Annotated in this window: 18 protein-coding genes; 8 read left to right on the forward strand and 10 right to left on the reverse strand. The window is 38.1% G+C overall.

Annotated features, from left to right (window positions below):
• Positions 1-59 precede the first annotated feature (59 nt).
• Positions 60-836: a peptidylprolyl isomerase gene (locus B0169_RS14605; protein WP_077287091.1), complete on the reverse strand. Its 777-nt coding sequence runs from the start codon at positions 834-836 to the stop codon at positions 60-62.
• A gap of 270 nt (positions 837-1,106) precedes the next feature.
• On the opposite strand from B0169_RS14605, the gene B0169_RS14610 reads away from it, so the two are divergent.
• Positions 1,107-2,885, forward strand: a complete 1,779-nt coding sequence (locus B0169_RS14610) for a thiamine pyrophosphate-dependent enzyme (RefSeq protein ID WP_235838584.1) — start codon at positions 1,107-1,109, stop codon at positions 2,883-2,885.
• A gap of 120 nt (positions 2,886-3,005) precedes the next feature.
• Here the strand turns inward: B0169_RS14610 and lepB are convergent, their stop codons facing one another.
• Positions 3,006-3,671 (reverse strand): signal peptidase I, encoded by a 666-nt coding sequence (lepB, locus tag B0169_RS14615; protein ID WP_077287094.1) that lies wholly within the window; start codon positions 3,669-3,671, stop codon positions 3,006-3,008.
• A gap of 165 nt (positions 3,672-3,836) precedes the next feature.
• Positions 3,837-4,451 carry a hypothetical protein gene (locus tag B0169_RS14620; protein ID WP_077287097.1) on the reverse strand — a complete coding sequence of 205 codons (615 nt, stop codon included), beginning with the start codon at positions 4,449-4,451 and terminating at the stop codon, positions 3,837-3,839.
• Positions 4,452-4,653: 202 nt separating this feature from the next.
• Here B0169_RS14620 and B0169_RS14625 point away from each other — a divergent pair, with 202 nt between their 5' ends.
• The 6 genes from B0169_RS14625 to B0169_RS14650 all read left to right on the forward strand — a co-directional run bounded on the left by B0169_RS14625 (position 4,654) and on the right by B0169_RS14650 (position 9,560).
• A complete protein-coding gene (locus B0169_RS14625) occupies positions 4,654-5,166 on the forward strand; it encodes an RNA methyltransferase (RefSeq protein WP_077287189.1) in 513 nt (170 codons plus the stop codon).
• Positions 5,167-5,457: 291 nt separating this feature from the next.
• Positions 5,458-5,667, forward strand: coding sequence for a cold-shock protein (locus tag B0169_RS14630; RefSeq protein WP_077287100.1), 210 nt, complete (start codon positions 5,458-5,460; stop codon positions 5,665-5,667).
• A 105-nt stretch (positions 5,668-5,772) separates the two neighbouring features.
• Positions 5,773-6,936 (forward strand): cell division protein ZapE, encoded by a 1,164-nt coding sequence (zapE, locus tag B0169_RS14635; protein ID WP_077287103.1) that lies wholly within the window; start codon positions 5,773-5,775, stop codon positions 6,934-6,936.
• 319 nt (positions 6,937-7,255) lie between these two features.
• Entirely contained in the window at positions 7,256-8,059 is an 804-nt protein-coding gene (locus B0169_RS14640; protein WP_077287105.1) for a DUF2884 family protein, read from the forward strand.
• 193 nt (positions 8,060-8,252) lie between these two features.
• On the forward strand, positions 8,253-9,023 hold the full coding sequence (locus B0169_RS14645; protein ID WP_077287107.1) for a tRNA-uridine aminocarboxypropyltransferase: 771 nt from the start codon (positions 8,253-8,255) through the stop codon (positions 9,021-9,023).
• A 99-nt stretch (positions 9,024-9,122) separates the two neighbouring features.
• Positions 9,123-9,560: a DUF3010 family protein gene (locus B0169_RS14650; protein ID WP_077287109.1), complete on the forward strand. Its 438-nt coding sequence runs from the start codon at positions 9,123-9,125 to the stop codon at positions 9,558-9,560.
• Between the two features lie 95 nt (positions 9,561-9,655).
• Here the strand turns inward: B0169_RS14650 and B0169_RS14655 are convergent, their stop codons facing one another.
• The 7 genes from B0169_RS14655 to rpsT form a co-directional block, all read right to left on the reverse strand.
• A complete protein-coding gene (locus B0169_RS14655) occupies positions 9,656-11,803 on the reverse strand; it encodes a M3 family metallopeptidase (RefSeq protein WP_077287111.1) in 2,148 nt (715 codons plus the stop codon).
• A gap of 261 nt (positions 11,804-12,064) precedes the next feature.
• Positions 12,065-12,595: a peroxiredoxin family protein gene (locus tag B0169_RS14660; protein WP_235838585.1), complete on the reverse strand. Its 531-nt coding sequence runs from the start codon at positions 12,593-12,595 to the stop codon at positions 12,065-12,067.
• Between the two features lie 275 nt (positions 12,596-12,870).
• On the reverse strand, positions 12,871-14,472 hold the full coding sequence (locus B0169_RS14665; RefSeq protein WP_077287113.1) for a GMC family oxidoreductase: 1,602 nt from the start codon (positions 14,470-14,472) through the stop codon (positions 12,871-12,873).
• A 94-nt stretch (positions 14,473-14,566) separates the two neighbouring features.
• The gene (locus B0169_RS14670) at positions 14,567-15,955 is read right to left on the reverse strand and encodes a M16 family metallopeptidase (protein WP_077287115.1); all 1,389 of its coding nucleotides are present in this window, start codon (positions 15,953-15,955) and stop codon (positions 14,567-14,569) included.
• Positions 15,942-17,297, reverse strand: a complete 1,356-nt coding sequence (locus B0169_RS14675; RefSeq protein ID WP_077287117.1) for a M16 family metallopeptidase — start codon at positions 17,295-17,297, stop codon at positions 15,942-15,944. Before B0169_RS14675 ends, B0169_RS14670 begins: the two co-directional genes overlap by 14 nt.
• Before the next feature lie 419 nt (positions 17,298-17,716).
• Positions 17,717-19,372 carry a dipeptidyl-peptidase 3 family protein gene (locus B0169_RS14680; RefSeq protein WP_077287118.1) on the reverse strand — a complete coding sequence of 552 codons (1,656 nt, stop codon included), beginning with the start codon at positions 19,370-19,372 and terminating at the stop codon, positions 17,717-17,719.
• A gap of 143 nt (positions 19,373-19,515) precedes the next feature.
• Entirely contained in the window at positions 19,516-19,776 is a 261-nt protein-coding gene (gene rpsT / locus B0169_RS14685) for a 30S ribosomal protein S20 (RefSeq protein WP_077287120.1), read from the reverse strand.
• 419 nt (positions 19,777-20,195) lie between these two features.
• Here rpsT and murJ point away from each other — a divergent pair, with 419 nt between their 5' ends.
• Positions 20,196-21,776, forward strand: coding sequence for a murein biosynthesis integral membrane protein MurJ (gene murJ, locus B0169_RS14690; RefSeq protein WP_179143635.1), 1,581 nt, complete (start codon positions 20,196-20,198; stop codon positions 21,774-21,776).
• Positions 21,777-21,839: the final 63 nt, after the last annotated feature.

Below are 21,839 nucleotides of genomic sequence, written 5' to 3' on the forward strand. Positions count from 1 at the left end.
GATAGCAATAATGATAAACAATATAGCATAGTGCCTAAATGTAAATGAACGAGAGCTGATTAGTTAAAGCGTCTTCTTAGCGCAATTAAACCGGCAAAAAACAAACCAAACCATGCGATAGTGCCGCCACTGCTACTTGACTTTGGAGGCTCTGGAGTAACAGGTGGTGCCACAACTAAAGAGGTGTTTTTTACTGGCGTTAAGCTATTGGCGGAGTTAACCGTTGGATCAGAAATTGTAACTGATTCAATAATGACAAAGTTGTTAGTGCCCGGAACAAAACTACTATCCGCGCATTGCTCAGCACTGTAATCAGGCATAGGTATGCTTGAACACAAAGGTAACGCTGCAATAGCGTCAATATTATCCATACCTTCGATAACTTCACCAAATACTGTAAAACCGCCATTTTGCGTGTCTAATTTTGGGTCTCCGCCACTATTATCTGATAAGTTTACAAACCATTGGCTTGTAGCGCTATTCTCATTGTTTGCCACTTTCGCCATAGCAATTGTACCGCGAACATTAGAATAAACCGGTTCATTTTTTATGCTGTTATCCGTTGGAATTGCCGTTAAAGGTAAGTTACCGGTAAATTCAAAACCACCTGCTTGCATCACAAAATCAGGTACAACACGGTGCACAACGGTGTTGTTATAATCTTCATCGGTAACGTATTTAAGAAAGTTGCGTACAGTTTCAGGAGTAGTTTCATCATGCAGATTAACTTTAAAATTACCATGAGATGTTTGGAATTCAACTATAGTGGCGGAAGTTGAAAGGCTAATAAAGGTAAGTGCTGCAAGTGATATTTTTGATAATTTTGAGAAGTTCATAGGTATATTCTTATGGCTCAAGCTGTTAAAAATTACAAGAATCATAAGTTGCTTTAAGGAAAACAACAAGACCAAGCAAGCTTTTAGATTTTTCAAATATGGTATTGCTCGTTAATTATCAACTTTACATTGAGTGTAACGTAGTGCTGACAATGGAAAACTTAGTAAGTGTTTATGACCAAAGATAAACATGATCTTGATCAGTTGAAGCATCGATTTTTCTTAGTAAAGTCGCTGACTTATGTAAATTAATCTCAAGGTTAACTGACGATGTCGTATGAAATGAATTTAGGTAAGGCATATAATGATAGCTTGCCAACTTTAGGAAATGTTATCACTGAGGTGATCCAATTTTTTGGCGCTGAAAGAGTTTATGGTGTAGGAGGGGATTTTGCGGCCAATTTAATTGCTGCTATCGCGCCAAAAGTAACTATATGTCCATCAAGTAACGAAATGCATGCCGGATTTTCTGCTTGTGCAAAAGCTGAAATTGATGGTATTGGCTTTTGCCTATCGACCTATATGGTGGGCAGTTTACCCTGCACCTCTGCTGCTGCACTAGCCGTTACTGAAGGCTTGCCTGTGGTGTTTATATCAGGAGCACCTGCAGAGTCGGAAGTTGCTAACCTAGCAATTCATCATACTTTGCATCCCAATACCGCTTGGAAAACTGAGTATGATAATGCCTTAAATACTTTTGCGGCCTTAGGTGTAAAAGTTGAACGATTACAGGGGCAAAGAGCAGCAGGGCACCCCAATGTTGCGGGTGAGCGATTTTATCAACTTGTGGCACATGCATATAAAACTAAGCAACCCGTTTTTATTGAAGTGCCTCGTGATCAAGTGTTTCAAAAAACGCAGCCAATTCAGTTACCACTAAGCACAAGTCATATTTGTGAGTGTGAGCATGTTTTAACGGGTGCTGAACTTGTCGTTAGCGCGATTATAGAAAAACTTAAACATGCTCAGTTTCCATTGTTATATCTGGGCGATAGGTTGAAGCATAATCAAGTACTGCAGCAACTGCTGATGGCGTTTGCTGAGCAGTTTAGTATTCCCTATGCTACCAGTTGGTTTGCAAAAGGGCTTTTTGATGAATATCACAAGCTTTGTTTGGGCTCATATAACGGTGTATTCACTCAAACATCGGGCCGTCATTATATCGAGCAAAAAGTTGATTACATTATAGATGTTGCTAGCAGTATACTGCCGCAAGACAGTAATATTGCTTTTGCCACTGGCACGCATAAAATTGAAACTTTTGAAAATAAAACCTTACTTAAAGGTGGCACATTATTAGAAAAAGATTTAGTTGAGATATTCCAGCTACTATTACAGCGTAATAAAAAAGCCTTCAGCTTTAACCCGCCATCTGTTGAACCACAAAAGATACAACTTCACCATGAGCTTGATTTTAATAATTTGGCAAGCACATTAAATTACATACAAGCTGAGAGTAAGACTAAGTTTGTTTATTTACCAGAGGTCGGTAATTCTTATTTTGCTAGCTATAGTTTAAAAGTAAAAGCGTCATCTTTAGGTCGTAGCTGGCTGACAAACCCTTGGTATGGCGCTATGGGGACCGCACTGCCTTATGCGCGCGTGGTTGCTCAGCGTTTGCAAGATAACGCACATGATGAAAGGGCTGTAGTTATCATTGGTGATGGCGGTTTCCATTTTCAGCTTAACGATTTAATACATTTCTTGAAAGATAACACGGACGTCACGATTATTTACATGCGTAATAATGTTTTTCATCTAGGTAAAAGCGGTGACGATGCGATCTATCATTGTAATGATGAAAGGTTTGATGTTCATCAAGTCATTAAAGGCTATCAAGGAAGTTCAACGACGATAGAAACCGTTGAACAGTTCATTGCTGCATTTACAACAACACTAAAGCAGACGGGGATATCTTTGATAGAAGTGCTAGCAAAGCCTATTGAGAGTAAACAATGCCATGAAATTAGACTGTTGAATTTATATATTAAAGCTAAAAATGGTCAAGCCGAAGCGCTTAAAGAATGGCAGTCGCTAACGTTAGCCTAGTCGCTAAAGGCTAATCAGCTAAGTGTGACAGATAGCGAAATGAGTTAACTATCACACTTTAGCTCTACTACTATGATATTTGTTTAATGTTTTGCTAAAACGAGACTGATTTAAACTTTATTAAATAGCTTTCAAAAATCGTTCGCTGCGCGGCATTAAATATTGCTGATAATTTAAAGAGAATGCGACCGTATTAGAGCGCCCGATAATCTCTTCACGGGGCACTAAACCAATTGAGCGTGAATCAGCACTATTGTCGCGGTTGTCTCCCATCATGAGGTAAAAACCAGCGGGAATGGTTATTTCATTAAAATTTGCTCTATGTGGTTGGTTATTATTGCCCGGTTGTACTTGGGTACGTATTAAGTGAGTATGGTCGGCAATGTGCTCTTGGCTCAGAGTATACTCTTTTTGCTGAGAAACTACTGTATAGTCAGCGACTTGATGATTAATAGAGAGTTGATTGTTCTGCATGGAAATAGTATCACCAGGAATACCAATAACGCGCTTTACTAAGCGCTTTTTTGCCACTTTTGATTCAAAAATGACAATGTCATTGCGCTCTGGATCAGCAAACTTTATTAATGTTTTCTGACTAAAAGGTAGTTTTAAGTCATAAGCCATTTTATTGATAATAATACGGTCACCTTCAACTATTGTTGGTTTCATTGAGCCGGTGGGAACATCATTCCAATCAGCGACGGCGCTACGAAAAACCAACATCAAGGAAATGAAAACGAGTAACGAGGTATTGCTTTTACAGAAATTTGTAATAATTTTTTTCATAATATTCCCTTTAAATTGTAATAAAATAACGACTTAGTTGTTGACTAAGCCGTTATTTAAAAGTTCCGCAATTTAAACAGGATTTAAATGAAATTAACGGCTATAAATGTAAGCTTTTATTTCTATTTCTATTAAAAAATCAGCAGATAACTTAACCATAATGGTTTATTTATCGCTATAGCCCCAGGGTGCATCTGGTGTCTGAACAGCCTGGGTTAAATCGAAATCAACACGAAACTCTCGTCCTTGGCGAATCAAGCGATAGCTAAACTTTTCAGGGTAGATAAACATTTGCCAAGTATTGCCTACAGACTGTGGAATACCAGATTTGACGAATAGCTGCTTTGAATATTCATCAGCAGGAAAAGACTGTACTTGGGCCCAACCCGCGTCATTGGTGTGTCCGCCATACATAGTTGATTCATCGAAACTACCATCTTGATGACGGTGATCATGTTTTAATGAAAGCCCAGAGCCTGTTTTTGTTATTATCCAAGTACGAGAAGCGTCATCACCGACATGAAAAGGAATTTCAAGCCTTTCATCGGAACATTTCCTAATATGCATAATAAGTTTTTTATTACTAAAACCACCACCACTAGCGTTATCGACCGTCACTTGACCTTCAAATGCTTTATGACATAAGGCTTTTATACTATTGAAGAAACTTTCATGGCTTGGCACGGAAACTAATGGAGCAGCACTTATAGTTGCCGCATTAGCAGAACAAAAGATAGTACTGGACAGTAACAAGGTTAAAATATTGGTTTTTGCTTTCATGAAATAGGCCTATAAATTGACTAACATTAGAAAAAATTTAATATTTGATGCTATCAGATATTAATTTAATAGAAAGCTGTAATAGTATTTTGCAATAAAAGTTAGGCTTACACTGCAAAAATAATTTACTTGTAGTCTGCGCACTTGCAGCGCAAAATCAGACAAAATTAAGACCTAGCGTATGAGAAAGCTGGAAATGAAATTGAAGAATGAAAATGTAGTAATTGGTTTAACTGATCCCAAAAGTCCGTCAAATGTTGGCGCTGTTATGCGTGCTGCAGGTTGTTACCAAGCAGATGAAGTTCGCTACACAGGTGTTCGCTACGCAAGAGCGGCAAAGTTCCATACTGACACTAAAGATGTATCTCAAAAAATTCCTTTACATGCGGTTGAGTCCTTAACGGGTAACTTACTATTAGGGCAAAAAATTATTTGTGTTGATTTGGTTGAGGGCGCTATACCTTTACCTGAATTTGAACATCCTGAAAACGCCATTTATATTTTTGGCCCTGAAGATGGCACGATTGCTCAAGAGGTAATTAACAAAGCTGATGCTGTAGTTTATGTGCCAACCATTGGCTGCATGAACTTAGCAGCAAGTGTAAATGTTTTACTTTATGATCGGTTGGCGAAAGCAAAAAATACGTTGTTAGGAGACGAGTTAATTAGACGTAGTAGAGATACTAATAACAAGGTAAAAGTAAAATCAACTTAAGCGGTAAAACAGTTGTAGCGTCAGTTCGTGTGTATAACCAGCGTAAGTTGATTAACAATGCAGCGATTACATTTTTTATTGCTACAATTGATTCTTTTCTGTGAAACGGCTTGACTCTTGATAAAAAGTCGGTAGAATCCGTCTCAGCTAGAAAGTAAGACCTATATTTATGTACAAAGTTTCGAAGTTATATTAGTAAGTAGCTCGTCCTGTTTAATAAGTAATAGCAACACTTCCTGCAACATCGCCTTATTTTTGAGGCATCAATTACGAATAAATAGGATAATACAAATGTCTAATACAACTACTGGTACAGTAAAATGGTTCAACGAGTCTAAAGGTTTTGGTTTCATCGAGCAAGAATCTGGTCCAGACGTTTTCGCACATTTCTCTGCAATCTCTGGCGACGGTTTCAAAACTCTTGCTGAAGGCCAAAAAGTACAGTTTACTGTTACTCAAGGTCAAAAAGGTCCTCAAGCTGAGAACATCGTAGCACTTTAATTAATATTGCTAGTTAGCTTAAATTTTTAAGTAAACTAATATATTAAGAGTGTTGAAAAGGGGAGACATTAGTCTGCCCTTTTTTGTGTCTATAATAAAATAATTATGTCGGTTACTGGCCAATATAAACAACTTGTTGAGCAAAAGTCACTTAAGCTCGATAATGAGCAACTCCAAGCAGCTATTGCTTTGGACAAGCTTGCAGAAAAACTATTCCTTAGACAAACAAAAACACCTCTATTCACTTCATTTAAAAAACTATTCACCAAGCCGGTTGCTATTCATGGCATCTATTTTTATGGCAGAGTAGGGCGTGGCAAAACTATGTTGATGGATTTATTTTATCAACAGGTGAATATAACACGCAAAAAGCGCATACATTTTCATCACTTTATGGAGAGTGTACATCAGAAGCTGCATGACTATAGCGGTAAAGACAACCCGTTAGTGCTGATTGCTCAAATGTGGGCAACAGAAGTTGACTTACTATGCTTTGATGAGTTTTTTGTTAATGATATTGGTGACGCTATGTTATTAGCGGGGTTACTCGATGCCATGCTTTCAAGCGGTATTACTTTGGTTGCTACATCAAACTGTAGACCAGAGCAGCTATACCTAAATGGTTTACAGCGGGAAAGGTTTTTACCAACCATTGATATTATTCACCAATATTGCCAAATTATCTCTATTGACGGAGCCAAAGATCATCGATTACGCGAAAGTGATTCTCTGAGACATCAATATCGAGATTTTCATGTTGGTGATGAAAACGCAGATAACTTTTTGTCTCAACATTTTTTAGCTTTAGCTAGCGATAATATCCAATATAATGACAGCATTATGATTCATGGTCGAAGCATTAACTTTAATGCTCGTAGTGAGAGTGTTATTTGGTTTGATTTTATGGCTATTTGCTCATGTCCGCGTAGCCAAAGAGACTATATTAAATTAGCAGATCAATACGTAAGTGTGTTGATCAGCGATGTACCTCAATTTAGTGGTAAACTTATTCCTGCGGTTTTCTCTGGTGTAGAAGATTGCTACCAGCGTAGTGGTGTGGTGATGGGGCAATTAAGAGGGCTTGATGATGAAGCTCGACGTTTTATTGCCCTTGTTGATGAGTTTTATGACCGAGGCATTCGTTTAATTATCGCTGCACAGGTTGATATTTCGGAGCTATATCAAGGTAGTCAACTTAGTTTTGAATTCGCACGTTGTCGCTCACGGCTGTTTGAAATGCAAAGGTTAACTTACCAGTCAAAGTCATAATAACTACTCAGACAAAATATATCAGTTAAATTTCTCCAACGAGCATTAAAATTACAAAGTTAATCATGTTCTCATTTCCTTTTAATGGCACAGCCACCTATTTATGCCAGTCAATTTAACTTGTTAAATTGACTAATTATTTAGCTATAACACTAATATTTAGTTTTACATTATTTTAGTAATGTTATGGTTTTTATCTTAGTTGTTGATATTTATATGGTTTTTATGTTGGCACTCGTTTTGTAAAGAAGAGTAAGTAATAGAGGCTTATTTTCGCTCTGATGATGGCTAATCTGTCTAATTTGTAAAGGAAGGTAATATGAAAACTTTGATCGCAACAGCATTAATTATGGCAAGTACAGTAAGTTATGCACACGAAAATTCTTTTTCTAGTGAATCATGTAACGTTGACTTAACTGGTGGGGTTAGTATTACTGCCGAAAAAATTACCTTTTCTAAAAATAAATCACCTTTATATACCATCAGCAATAATGATGTTTTATTGATTGATGGTGAAGAAGTGGCTTTGAATGCTAGCCAGCGATCTTTACTTCATGAATATTCAACCAATATTCGTGCGGTTGTACCTGAGGTTAAAGTGATTGCTTTAGATGCGATTGATTTAGCAATCGATGGTGTAAATTTAGCGTTTAACGAGTTATTAGGTGAAGGTAATAATGTTAGTTCAGATCTAACTACGCAATTAACTAGCATTCGTGCTGAAGTCAATGCAGAGTTTGACGGCAGTAAAGATTTTTATATTGATGAAGATGGCTTTGCTGGCGAGGATTTTTTTGGTGAAGACTTTGAGCAAAGAATCGAGTCGGCAGTTGAAACGACTATCCAAAACTCTTTAGGAAGTTTAATGATTGCTGTTGGCCAACAAATGCTGTATTCAGGTGGTGATATGGATGCTTTTGGCAGCAAAATGGAACAATTTGGTCAGCAAATAGAGCATGAAATGGAAGCGCGCGGTGCTGGACTTGAAAAGCGTGGCGAGGCGTTATGTCAGTCGATGATTGTGATTGATAATTTGGAAGAGCAATTGAAAGCAAGTATTGATGAACTTGCTGATTACAACGTTATCACAGCCAGTAAAAAGACTTCTCATGGTGAAATTTAATCTTTAATCGCTTGATAACTTCGTTTTCATTTTAAAGTGCTAAATGTGTAAATACATTTAGGACCGGACATGACTTTCAATAAAGCGCTAGGGGTATCCCTTAGCGCTTTTTATCGTGTTTTATCTTATTTTTATTGCTAAGGCATAAAGTGCACGTTACAGTAGCGCCCCAAAATCAGCCGATAGATTATATATGCACGCAGTTCAACGACTTCATCAATACCGTAAAAGTTTGAGTACAACGACCTACAAGTCGAGAGGCCAACGTGTGGTCCGTTGTGAGCTTTGTCGGTTGGCTGAAAAATTTTGTATTTGTTCGCTAGCGCCGAGTGTCAAATCTAACGCTGGCTTTTTATTATTGATGTACGACACGGAAGTGTTAAAGCCAAGTAATACCGGTAAACTCATTGCTGATTTGATCCCGGATAGTTTTGCGTTTCTCTGGTCAAGAACAGAAGTTAACCCAGAGATCCTTGCTGTTTTAAATGATCCTACTTGGCAACCCATGATAGTATTTCCTAAAGCCTATGCCGGTGAAGAAAGGGAAATTTTTGATAATAAAGTTACATTAGCAACAGGTAAAAGACCTTTATTTATTATGCTTGATGGCAGTTGGCGTGAAGCTAAAAAAATGTTTCGTCGTAGCCCTTATTTACAAAACTTACCAGTGGTTTCATTTACGCCAAAAACACCTGAAGATACAACAAAGCTCAGTTCTCGTTATCAAATTCGTTTAGCGGCTAATAACACCGAATTAGCCACTGCTGAAGTTGCAGCACAGATATTGTCGCTAGCAGGTGAGCAGGTCAATGCAGATTTACTTGATCTTTGGTTTGATGTTTTTAGCTACCAATACCAACGCGGGGTTTGCCAACAAAATAAAGCTAACCCTCATGCGGTATTCGAATATACAGAATTTGCTAAGTTGCATGGCATTACGTTAGCACAAGATAATATCAGTTAAGTGACTCAGTGTTAGCAGTAAACTTTAAATGCATGAAAACACTGCAGCTTAAGCAAAACTATTTTATAATAATGAACATTATAGTAACGAGGTTAATTTATGAAAATATGTGGTGTTGAGTTAAAAGGTAACGATGCAATTATTTGTATCATGTCGCGGGAAAATGGGTTGTACGACATACCAAAAACGCGCGTACAAAAAATTAGTCTGGTTGATGCGGGTGATGCCGAGCAAGTACAATACTTTCAATTTGCTTTCGCTAAGCTGATGGAAGACTATAAAGTTGATAAAGTGGTTATCAAAGGGCGTGCATTAAAAGGTAAATTCGCCGGTGGACCTGTTGGCTTCAAATTGGAAGCTGCTATTCAGCTTATTAAAGACTTACCTGTAGAAATACTAGCAGGTAGCTTTATCAAAAAAGCGCTAACACGTAGCCAGGTTGATATTGATTTTCGTGATACGGGTTTAAAGCAATACCAAGAAAATGCTTTTGAAACTGTTTTTGCATTTTTTGAAGGTAGTATGTACCTTCAGTAATACCAATGACTTGGTGGTGAATATCAAATTATAAAAAGGGTCGCGATTTGCGACCCTTTTTAATAGACAAAAGATAATATTTTAGCCTTTCAGTCTTACTTACTGATTAAACCTCTACGCTCAAGTAATGGTTCTACTTTCGGATCTTGGCCTCTAAAACGACGGTACATAATCGTTGGATCGTCTGTGCCACCGCTTTCAAGCACGTGCTTACGATATAGTTCAGCCGTTTTTTGGTCGAATATGCCATTTTCTTTAAAAGCTAACCAAGTATCAGCATCATAGATATTTGACCAGATATAGCCATAGTAGCCAGCAGAGTAGCCACCAGCAAAAATGTGCGAGTAGTAACCTGTTTTATATCTTGGTGCGATCTGTTCAATTAGCCCTATTTCTTTTAACACATTTTCTTCAAAACTATTAGCGTCTTGTAATTCAGCTGTTTCTAATGAGTGCCAGCTCATATCAAGCAATGCTGCTGCTAAATATTCTGTAGTACCAAAACCTTGATTGAACTTGCCAGACGCTTGAATTTTTTCAACAAGTGCTTGTGGAATAACTTCACCAGTTTGGTAGTGCTTAGCAAAGTTCGCTAATACCTCAGGCTCAGTCATCCAGTTTTCCATCACTTGTGACGGGTATTCAACATAATCTCTTGGTAATGACGTACCGGTTTGAGAGCGGTAATATCCGTCAGATAATAAGCCTTGAATAGCGTGACCAAATTCATGAAATAACGTTGATGCTTGATCAAAAGTTAATAACGTTGGCTTGTCGCCAATTGGGCGAGGGTAGTTTAATACGTTATAAATGATCGGCGTTACGTCTTCACCGTTCATGCGGTACTGTTTACGGAAACTGCTCATCCAAGCACCGCCACGTTTACTTTCTCGCACGTAGTGATCAGCCATGAATACGCCAATATAGCTGCCATCACGGTCGTAAACTTCATAGGTACGCACTTCAGGATGGTATTTAGGTAGGTCATCGCGCTCTTTAAATGTTACGCCCCACAGTTTTTCTGCAGTGTAAAATACGCCTTGCTGTGTCGCTTCTAATGAAAAGTAAGGTTTAGTTTCTGCTGCATCTATATCAAAACGTTGCTTGCGAATTTTTTCAGAATAATACCACCAATCCCAGGCTGCCACTGTAAAGTCGCCGCCTTCTGCATCAATCATTTTTTGAATGTCAGCTGTTTCTTCTTTTGCTCGCTCTAAAGCCGCAGGCCAAACTTTGTTTAATAATTCAAAAACATTTTCAGGTGTTTTTGCTGTCGCATTTTCAAGCACAAAATGGGCATGCGTTTTGTAACCTAAAAGCTGAGCTTTTTGGTAGCGCAGGCTAGCAATTTCACTGGCAATTGCTTGGTTGTTATTGGCATTGTCATTATTACCGCGCATGGTGTAACCCTTATAGATGGTTTCACGTAGTTTGCGGTTGTTTGAGTAAGTTAAAAAAGGATTTTTACTTGGGCGATGAGTAGTAAATACCCATTTTCCTTCGTGACCTCGGGCGGTCGCGGTTGCGGCTGCTGCTGCAATAATATCAGCAGGTAAGCCGTCTAGATCGGCTTTATTATCAATAACCATTTCAAAGTTATTGGTTTCAGCTAGCAGGTTTTCACCAAATTTTAAGCTTAAACCACTGAGCTTTTCGTTTAGTTCGCGTAGTTTTAATTTATCAGCATCGTTAAGGTTAGCACCACCTCTGACAAAGCCTTTATAGGTTTTTTCCAATAGGCGCATTTGATCTGTGCGTAAGCCTAATTTATCTTTGTTATCATAAACCGCTTTAACGCGTTGAAATAAAGCATCATTCAATGCAATGTCATCACCTAAGGCTGAAAGTTTTGGTGAGATCTCCTTCGCAATAGCACGCATTTCATCATCAGACATTGAGCCGGTTAAACCATAGAAAGTATTGCTGACTTTATTTAGAAAATTACCAGATTTTTCCATCGCTACAATAGTGTTTTCAAAAGTAGGGCGTGATTTAACTTTTGTTATCGCATCGATTTCAAGCTTATTCTGTGCGATACCGTGATAAAAAGCCGGTAAGTAATCGCTTTTTTTAATTTTATCAAACGGAGGGATACCATGAGGAGTATCGTAATCAGAAAAAAAAGGGTTGTTTGCCGTATTTTCTGCTTGTGCTACAGCTACCACATTCGCTGTGGTGGTATTTTGTTGGCAACCGGCTAATGCGATAGCAATGGCCAATGGTGCAAGATAACGAATTTTCATTAAATGACCTTGTTAGTTTTATTAGGATGAATGATGTTATTTAGCCAACAATATAGCTAAATAACAGTGAAACTTGTTCTGATTCTATGTTGCATGCACCGTAGGTACAAGGTTAGCAGGCAAAAATTCGATGAGTGGCTAGTTATTGACGTTAAAATTGCATATTGCACGACATTCGTCGTGGTTTGCTCAAAATATGGTAATTTATCGGCTACATTACTAGGTAAAAATAGCCGATAGAGTGTTTACGTTTTCGTCTTGTTATTTATCTAACTTAGGGGATTTAACGATTTCTTTTACCGCAAGCTCAAGGCGTGGATCTGAGGTATCAGAGCTGGTTGATTTAAAGATAACTTGATTATCTCTATTAATGAAAAAAGTGGTTGGAGTGCCTCTGACACCATAAAGCATAGCTACTTGATCACCGTTAACGGCAGTCGGAAAATGATAACCGCGTGAGGCTAATTCATCTTGTGGTAACGCACCGTCATCCTCATTAAAACTAATGGCAACTATTTTGACCCCTTGTTGTTGGTATTTCTTTTCCAGTTCAGCTAATTTAGGCTGTAACTTTTTGCAGTAAGGGCACCAGGTCGCCCAAAAATGTAAAATTGTCGCTTGGCCTTGAAATTGAGTTGAAGAAATTGTTTTACCGTTTTGCATTTTTAATTGCCAAGCTGGAGCTTGCGGTGCCGTTGTCGATTCATCGGCATGAACACTTATCGATAGCATGGCGAAGGTTAATAAAATTGCGTGAGTAAATTTTTTATTGAAAGTAGCTAGGTTAATCAAATGAGATCCTTATTTATTACTGGCTTAAGTAACTTGACCTAGCGAGGGAGGTTCTGGTTTCAAAATAATTAATTTATTTAACCAGAACTGGAAATGACGGCTTTACAGACGTTAATAGTTAGCTATTTGAATGATTACAAGTTTTAGCTGAAGGAGGGGGAAAATCAAATATCTGCATCCTTGCAGATATAATCAATATCAGTAAAAGCGCATTATTGCTCAGGTTATCTAAGCTCGGCTTCTAACGCTACTTGGTGGTTTTTAATCAGCAATGATCAACAATGCTCAGCTAAAATCAAATCAGCGGCTTTGGCGGCAATCATCATCGTTGGCGCGTTAGTGTTACCGCTAACCAGTGTTGGCATAATTGAGGCATCAATAACGCGTAATTGCTTGATGCCATGTACTTTTAATTGCTCATTAACCACAGCTAATTCGTCTTGCCCCATTTTACACGTACCTACAGGGTGATAAATGGTATTACACTTCTCTTTTAGGAACTGATGAATAGCTTGATCGCTATCACAGTTCTCATCTGGAAATAAGTCTTTTACATGTGTTGTGGACAAGGGCGGCGTTGATAATATTTTTTTTGCGATTTTTACGCCTTTAATCATCGTATCAATATCATCTTGGTGATCTAACATATTGAGCTGAATACGTGGATGTTGGCTGATACTATTACTATTAAGTGTCACTGTGCCACGACTTTTTGGCCTAAGTAAACAAACATGTAAGGCCAAGCCATAACTACAAAGTAGTTTATGATTTCGCCCATGATTGTCCATTGCGGCCGGCACGAAATGTAATTGTAAATCAGGTTCAGTTAATGATGGATCCGACTTAATAAAACCGCCGCTTTCAGCAATAACAGTAGTAAGTAAACCGGCACGCTTTGTGATAAATTTTACTGCTTCTTTCGCCCCCCACCAGAGTGCTTTTGGACGATAAGCTAATACTTCGGTTCTATTATGCTGAGCCACATTCAGTACGTCGACATGATCTTGTAAATTCTTGCCAACGCCTTCTAACGCATGTATTAGCTCAATATTATGCTTTGCTAACTCAGCTTGAGGGCCAATACCAGATAACATTAATATTTGTGGTGAGTTGATCGCACCAGCGCTAACAATAACCTCTTTATTAGCCATTAATCGCAGCGATTTACCGTGCTGTTTGTAAATAACACCCACGGCAATGTTATCTTTTATTAATACTTTTTCGACTTGCGTCTGAGTAATAACCGTTAAATTTTTGCGATGTAAATTTGGGGTTAAAAACGCTTTTGCAGCGCTATGCCTCAAACCGTCTTTTTGAGTAACTTGATAATAGCCAATACCTTCTTGTGAAGCGCCATTAAAATCATTATTTTCAGGGTAGCCTGCAGCTACTGCCGATTGTATAAAGTCTTCATTTACTGCTGGTTTTGATACTGAGTCTGCAACGTTGAGCGCACCATTGATGCCATGAAAGTCGTCTTCGCCACGCTCTTGGTGCTCGAGTGCTTTAAAGTAAGGTAATACCTCGTCAAAACTCCAGCCTTTGTTACCTAAGTTATGCCAGTGATCATAGTCTTGCTTTTGACCTCTAACATACAGCATGGCATTAATCGAGCTACTACCGCCAAGTGTTTTTCCTCGGGGAGTGAAAATTTCACGTTGATTAAGTGTTTTTTCAGCATCTGAGTTAAATTGCCAGTTTACATTGCGACTTTGCATTAAACCAATAATGCCGATTGGCAAGTGGATAAGCCAACTTTTATCTGGTTTACCAGCCTCTAATAGGCAAACGCTATGTTTGCCACTAGCCGATAATTTATCTGCTAGTACACAGCCTGCAGAGCCGCCGCCAATGATGACAAAATCAAATGTTTTCACACAACCACCCTTAACTTAATTTTTATTATTATTTTTAACAAGTCAGACCACTATGATATAAAAATGTTGTTTATTCAAGTGCCGAGCTTGGGTGCTATTGACTACCCACATCTTTGATATCTATTTGTTGTACTTTTCCATATTTTGCAACCGCATCATTTAATTGAGATGCTTTACCGATGATAACCATTTGTAAATTTTCTTTTGGAAAGTACTTGTTGATCAGTTGCTGTGTTTTGGCAACGGTTAATGAATTCACTTGTTGTTCAAATGTGTTGATATAACGCTCGTCAAAATTATAACTGTACATTTGTCCTAAGAGGTTGCTTAAATCTTGTGATGTTTCAAATTTAGGCGGAAACTTACCTTTTACGTATGCTTTAGCTGAAGCTAATGTTTCATGATCAATCCCCTGTAACCATAAACGACGGTAGGTAGTTAATGCCAGATCAATAGCTTCTACCGTACTCGCGGTTTTTGTAAAGCTTGAGATAGCAAAACTTCCTGCATGGCTATAGTGAGTAAATTGACTTTTAGCACCATAGGTTAATCCTGAGTTAACACGCAATTCGTCATTTAACCACGAAGTAAAGCGATCACCTAAAATTGTGTTAATTACAGATATACCGACTAAGTCTGGTGTATTTCGTGCAATACCAAGTCCGCCAATGGCAAATGTTGACTCGATAGCATCGGCTTTGTTAACTAACAATACTTTTGCTTGTGTTAAAGGTTTTGGTAGTGTTATTTCCGCTGGTGTTATTTTGTTGTGATTATTCCAGTCTGAAAACAATGCGTTGACTTGTTTTAACATGGCTTGACTATTGAAGTCTCCAACCACGACAATCGCCGAATTTTTTGGTTGATACCATTGTTTATGGAAAGCCTTAACATCGGAGAGTTTTATTTTTCTGATCGAATCAGCATGACCTGTTGTTATGGCATTGTAGCTAGAGTCAGCAAAAACCATCTGCTTAAAATAGTTATTGATCACTGACTTTGGGCTCTCTTTGTTTTGCTCTAATGTCAGTAAATGCTGTTTTTTCTTTTTATCAAACTCATTGCTTGAAAATTTTGGATGAGTGATAACATTTTTTAGTAATGCTAGCATCTCTGTTTGATCTTTCTCGGCGAACGAGTTCCCAATATACGACGATTCACTATCCGCATAGGTGGAAATGTTGGCACCAATAAAGTCTACTGTTTCATTAATTTGAGCTTTTGAGCGTTGTTCAGTACCTAGCAGTAAATTCTCAGCGGTTAAATAGGCTAAGCCCGCAATTGAGTCATTAATAGCACCAGCTTTAACCACAATATTGACATCGATAAGTGGTACTTCATGCTGCTCCATTAAGTAAACGGTTAAGCCGTTATCTAAAGTGACTTTTTGATATTCAGGTAAGGTGTAATCTGCATTAGCTTGCAATGTAAAAAAAGTGAAGCCGCAAATTGCTAAAGTCGTTAATAGCTTATAAATCCGCATCGTTGCTGTCCTTTTCAGAAGATAAAATACCGACAGTGCGGTTTGATTTAATTAAATATTGTTTTGCAACACGTTGAATATCAGCAACGGTAACTTTGTTATACGCTTGTGGTGCAGAAAATAGCTTATTGTAGTCACCAAAGTACAGCTCGTAAGAGCCTATAGTGTTAGCTTTACCATTAATGGTTGCCATAGTGCGATAAAAGTTAACCAGTTTGGTATTTTTAACTTTTTCTAACTCTTTAGCGTTAACACCATTTTTAATAATGTTATTTACCTCTTTAACTACTGCCATTTTTAATGTTTCAGCACTAATATCTTTGGCGGCTACGGCATAAATGTAGAAAAGATTTGGGTCAATACTTTCAGGTAAATATGTAAACAAATCACTGGCAACTTGTTGCTCATCAATGAGTGATTTATACAAGCGTGAACTTTGTCCTGTGGCTAGGATATCGTTGAGAATATCTAAAGCGTAGTAATCTTCATGTTGAGTGTTTGGTACATGGTAAGCCATCATGATGTTAGGAGTGGTTACAGATGCTTTGTGGACATAAACTGTGCGTTCACCTTTTTGCTCTGGTTCAACGGTATGTACATCTCTTGGGGCCGGTTGCGCAGGAATAGGCTCAAAGTACTTTTTGGCGAGTTGCTTTACTTGCTCGGTAGTTACGTCGCCGGCGATAACTACAACGGCGTTATTTGGCGCATAATAGGTAGCATGATATTTTTTTAAATCTTCTAATCGCCAATTTTCAATATCTGAAGCATGACCAATAACAGACCAACTATATGGGTGGGCTCTAAAAGCGGCACCTTTTACTTCTTGCCAAATGGCTCTAAAGTTTGAGTTTTCAAGCCCAGTAGTTCGCTCTGAAGACACCACTCCGCGCTCACTATTAACACTTTTTTCCTCAATGGCTAAATTAGCAATACGATCAGCTTCCAAGTCAAAAATAGTTTCTATTGCGTCGGTTGGAAACCAATTAGTATAAACCGTTAAGTTTTCACTGGTGTAAGCATTATTTGAACCACCGGCGGCTTCCATTGTGCGATCAAACATCTTCGGTCCATATTTTTTGGCACCGTTAAACATCATATGTTCAAAAAAGTGCGAAAGGCCAGTAATGCCTGGCACTTCATTTCGTGAGCCAACTTTCCAAAACAAGTACATATTGGCGTTGGGAATAGATTCATCTTCAAGTACGATGATTTTCATGCCATTACTGAGTGTGAACGTGTTGACGTCTTCAGCTTGGGTTATTGCGTAACTGGTGTTGGAAAAACATAGCAATAAAAGGGAAAGCCGAATAACTGTCGACTTTAACTTGGTAAGGTTCATAGGTTAACTCCAATTAGCCTATCGATAATTTAAGGTGTTAATATTATGTTAATTTACGGTAATTTACTAGCTGTGATTAAGCGATGTAAGGACTACTTTATAAATAATGGTTAGATTGATGAATAAGCAATCTTAAGGTGATTACGATGATATTTTAAGTGCTTTATTTGCTATTACACTAGTCAAGTTAGTACTGTTTTATAGGCTTGGAGTCAGTTGCATTCTATTATTTAAAAATACTACCTAGTTACTGAGTAGCGCTAAAGGTTAATGTGCAATGGTAGGTCTGCTGTATCGGCTTTATTGAGACAATATAACCTTGAGGGAATATAACCTTGAAGAAATATAATCGCTCGACAATATAGTCATGTGCATATTATCGAGCGATACAGGTATAACTTGGCTATGCCTAAGCTTGCTTAGTTTAACCCCAGTACTTTTTTACCTTGTTTAAAAGTAATATCAACAGGGATATTTGCTTTTTCTAAACTGGCTAAATCTTCAGCTAAACTGCTGTTAATCACACCACTTTTTGCAACAAGTTGCTCGACGCCATCGTAATCGCCATTGCCTTGTAAAGTTAAAATCAACTCTGATAATGAGTCAATCGAAGCAGTCATTTTTGCGACATTAACTTTATAAAGCCCTTGCTCATTTCGCGTGAAAGCGCCTTGCTCAGCAAAGTAGTTAAAGCGGACCATGTTCGCTTTACCATGTGCAGAGCTAGCACCAAAACGTACCGAGCGGAATATACCGGCTAAGAATGTTGTGTAGTAGTCTTCTAATGCACCTTCAGTGATAACATTTTTTGCTAATAGTTGGCGTATCATGTACAAGCCAAGAATATCAGCTTTGCCTTCTTCTAAAGCTGAAGCATGCTCTTTTAATGACTGGCGTACTGTGCCTTTGCCATTAATGGTATTTTTAATACCTAAACCATGAGCAACTTCATGGAACATAGTGTTAGCGAAGAATGCCGTGAAGGTTACATTCTTGCGTTGTTCAGGCACAATTAATGTTTCAGAAATCGGTGTCATGATGGCATCGAATTTTGCACGCATCGCATTTTTTAACTGTAAACGACGAGTACCTTTTTCTAACTGCACCTGTTCGTCATTCGGTAAGTTAATGGCGATTGTTTTACCGCCGGCATTTGCATGACCGGCATAGTAAATAACATCGTAAGCATTTAAGTCAGCGTCAGAGCCTGGCACTTCTGTTTTGTATTTGTTACTTACCGGTAAGCCACGTTGTAATTCAGGTAAAAACTCGGCATATTTAGCAAGTTTTTCACTCCATGACATATCTTTGATCAGCACGTAAGATTCAAACGCGGCACGATAACCAAAGAGTTGATCTTCATAGGTTTCAATAGGGCCAATGACAATATCAATTGGGTTGTTCTTCATGTCCATCCAAGCAAAGTCAGATGCTTGGAAGTCATCGTTACGTAATGCTTTTGCACGCATGTTTAGATAATTTGCAAATTCTTTATCGTCGGCCAAGGTTGATGCTTTTTCTAAAATTACCGCGATACGATTAATTTCATCGCTATAAGCTTCTGAAAAGGCAATGCTGCTCAATTCACCATTGTTGGTTCTCAATACAAGTGAGTACAAGCCATTTTTGTCATTAAAGGTGGCTTGTTCAAATTCTGCTTTAGTCATATCTGCAGGATAAAACTGTGCGCCATGACTTTTTGCTGGTGTGTTTGTTAAAAACGCTTTATCGCCATTTAATCGATCCCACGGACCATAGTTAATACGAGCAAACTCTCGTACTTTTTCATCACTAATTGAGGCTAAAAAGCTCTTTTTATCTTGACCAAATGCTTGCTGCCAAAACAAGCCATCGATAATATCTGATGCTTCGATAAGTAATGACAACATTTGCTTTTGGTTCGCTGATAGGTGCGATAAGTCAGCATTTAAAGTTACGGTTTTATAGATATCTAAGCGGTCTTGATATTCAGGTAATAAATTGACGCTTGTTGGTGTTGTTGCTTCGTTTTGGTCTCCACAAGCGGTTAATGTACCAGCAATGAGAAGTAGGGAAGCGATTTTTGAAAGTTTCATGCAAAGTCTCTATTAATAAATACCGGCTAGAGACTAACAAAATCACTGATAAGCGCAAGGCTTGAAATGAATAAAGCTAATTTACAGTGATTTTTACCTATAAAAAAACCGGCCTAAGCCGGTTTTTTAATTCTTTACAAAAATTAAAGCGCTTTAATAGCAGCGTTTAAACGACTCTTACTACGAGCTGCTTTATTTTTGTGAATAAGACCTTTGCTTGCATAACGATCTAAGATCGGTGCAGCAGCAGCAAATTCTGTAGATGCTTTTTCTTTGTCACCGGCTTCGATAGCAGAAATTACTTTTTTAAGTAAAGTACGCATCATTGAGCGACGGCTTGCATTGTGTTGACGGCGCTTTTCAGATTGTAATGCGCGCTTCTTAGCAGACTTTGAGTTAGCCAAGGTGAACTCCTAAAATTGAATAAATATTGCCTAAATTTAAGGCGACGAAATATGCCTGTTTTTAACTGGTTTGTCAAACAATTTACAGCTTTAATTTGACCGTTCGGATTATTACCCGTTTGTATAAATAAAACCAATGGATGCATTCTAAAGTTTTTAGTCAAAAGTTGAAAGGGTTGTTGTACTTTGATTGTATTAATTTTCGATATATTTCATCTTTAATAGTGCTTTTTGCCCGATATTTCAGTTTAAAGCGTTATTGCTCAAGCTATCTGCTCACTAAGTGAACAGAGTTCTTTGTGCAATTAAAATACTTGTTTATCAATTTATAAAAGCCGCATAATACTCCCCTGAGCGGTTTATTATTGTTAATGTACTTTGTTCAGTATAAAAATATTGGTGAAATAGGATTAAATCGTTTGAGTAAAAAATTAATTAAGTCAGGGATTATTGTCAGTGTAATGACATTAGTATCGCGTATTCTTGGCTTAGTACGAGATGTAGTTATAGCGAACTTTATGGGCGCTGGCGCGTCAGCTGATGTTTTCTTTTTTGCCAATAAAATTCCCAACTTTCTACGCCGGCTGTTTGCCGAAGGAGCTTTTGCACAGGCTTTTGTACCAGTATTAAGTGAATATCATACCCTTGATGAGCAAAATAAGACGAATGAAACACGTAAGTTAATTGCCCAAGTATCAGGTACGCTTGGTGTTGTTATCACACTCGTGACTTTGTTTGGCATGATAGCATCGCCAGTGTTTGTTGCATTATTTGGCTTTGGCTGGTTCTTAGACTGGTTAAACGATGGGCCTGCCAGTGAGAAGTTTGACCTTGCGAGTACCTTATTAAAAATAACCTTTCCTTATCTTTGGTTTGTCAGTATTACGGCTTTATCGGGTGCCATACTCAATACCTATGGTCGCTTTGCTGTTTCAGCATTCACCCCCGTTTTATTAAATGTTGGCGTTATAGCTTGTGCTATTTATTTAGCGCCGGTTATGGATAACCCTGCTTTTGGCCTTGCTTGGGGGGTATTTTTAGGAGGCTTTCTACAGTTTGCTTTTCAATTGCCATTTTTATATCGAGCAGGGGCTTTAATTAAGCCAAAATGGGCCTGGCATGCACCAGGTGTTGTCAAAATACGTAAATTGATTATCCCAGCGCTTTTTGGTGTATCAGTCACGCAAATTAATTTATTACTTGATACTATTATTGCCAGTATGTTGATTACGGGCTCTATCAGTTGGCTATATTATGCTGACCGATTACTTGAATTTCCACTCGGTTTATTTGGTATTGGAATTGCTACCGTTATCCTACCAAGCTTAGCAAAACTGCATACTAAAAAAGATACTCAAGAGTTCAGTGATACAATAGATTGGGGCTTGAGAGTTGTTTCATTATTTGGCTGGCCCGCCTTAGCTGGTTTGATGGTGTTAGCGCAACCTATTATTATGGTGCTGTTTATGCGAGGGGAATTTACTCAGCATGAAGTATTACAAGTATCTTATGCGTTATTTGCTTATCTTTCCGGCTTGCTTAGTTTCATGTTTATTAAAGTGTTAGCTCCTGGCTATTATGCCCGCCAAGATACAAAAACACCGGTTAAAATAGCCATTAAAGCTATGGTAGCTAATATGGCCTTTAATATAATGTTAGCGCCTTTTTTTGGTTATGTTGGTTTAGCTATTGCAACGACGCTATCAGCAACGTTAAATGCCATGATGTTATATCATGGCTTAAAGTCAGCTAATGTGTTTCAGTTATCGCGTAAAACTTGGTGGTTTATTATTCGCTTGATTTGTGCTGCCACGGTAATGGCTGTGATAGTTTATTACCTATCGCCAACATTTAATGTTTGGCTTGCTTTGAGTTTTGTTGAACAGGTAACGCAACTTTTGATCTGTATTGTTTGTGGCATTTCAAGTTATTTAGTTTGTTTATTATTGCTCGGTATTCGACTTTCAGATATAAAAGTCGCTGGAAAACCTTCAAATTAATGTCGAATTTATCGCAAAAATAACTACGGCTAAGGGCTGATTCTTATTGCTGAGTGATATATA

It is taken from the genome of Cognaticolwellia aestuarii (assembly GCF_002000025.1).
In the GTDB taxonomy this organism is placed as follows: Bacteria; Pseudomonadota; Gammaproteobacteria; order Enterobacterales; family Alteromonadaceae; genus Cognaticolwellia; species Cognaticolwellia aestuarii.

Coding starts and splice junctions, on each gene's coding strand:
- B0169_RS14620 (WP_077287097.1), bottom strand. CDS start 4,451: ATGAAAGCAAAAACCAATATTTTAACCTTGTTACTGTCCAGTACTATC.
- B0169_RS14650 (WP_077287109.1), top strand. CDS start 9,123: ATGAAAATATGTGGTGTTGAGTTAAAAGGTAACGATGCAATTATTTGT.
- B0169_RS14610 (WP_235838584.1), top strand. CDS start 1,107: ATGTCGTATGAAATGAATTTAGGTAAGGCATATAATGATAGCTTGCCA.
- zapE (WP_077287103.1), top strand. CDS start 5,773: ATGTCGGTTACTGGCCAATATAAACAACTTGTTGAGCAAAAGTCACTT.
- B0169_RS14630 (WP_077287100.1), top strand. CDS start 5,458: ATGTCTAATACAACTACTGGTACAGTAAAATGGTTCAACGAGTCTAAA.
- B0169_RS14655 (WP_077287111.1), bottom strand. CDS start 11,803: ATGAAAATTCGTTATCTTGCACCATTGGCCATTGCTATCGCATTAGCC.
- B0169_RS14645 (WP_077287107.1), top strand. CDS start 8,253: ATGCACGCAGTTCAACGACTTCATCAATACCGTAAAAGTTTGAGTACA.
- B0169_RS14670 (WP_077287115.1), bottom strand. CDS start 15,955: ATGCGGATTTATAAGCTATTAACGACTTTAGCAATTTGCGGCTTCACT.
- B0169_RS14680 (WP_077287118.1), bottom strand. CDS start 19,372: ATGAAACTTTCAAAAATCGCTTCCCTACTTCTCATTGCTGGTACATTA.
- B0169_RS14605 (WP_077287091.1), bottom strand. CDS start 836: ATGAACTTCTCAAAATTATCAAAAATATCACTTGCAGCACTTACCTTT.
- B0169_RS14675 (WP_077287117.1), bottom strand. CDS start 17,297: ATGAACCTTACCAAGTTAAAGTCGACAGTTATTCGGCTTTCCCTTTTA.
- lepB (WP_077287094.1), bottom strand. CDS start 3,671: ATGAAAAAAATTATTACAAATTTCTGTAAAAGCAATACCTCGTTACTC.
- B0169_RS14640 (WP_077287105.1), top strand. CDS start 7,256: ATGAAAACTTTGATCGCAACAGCATTAATTATGGCAAGTACAGTAAGT.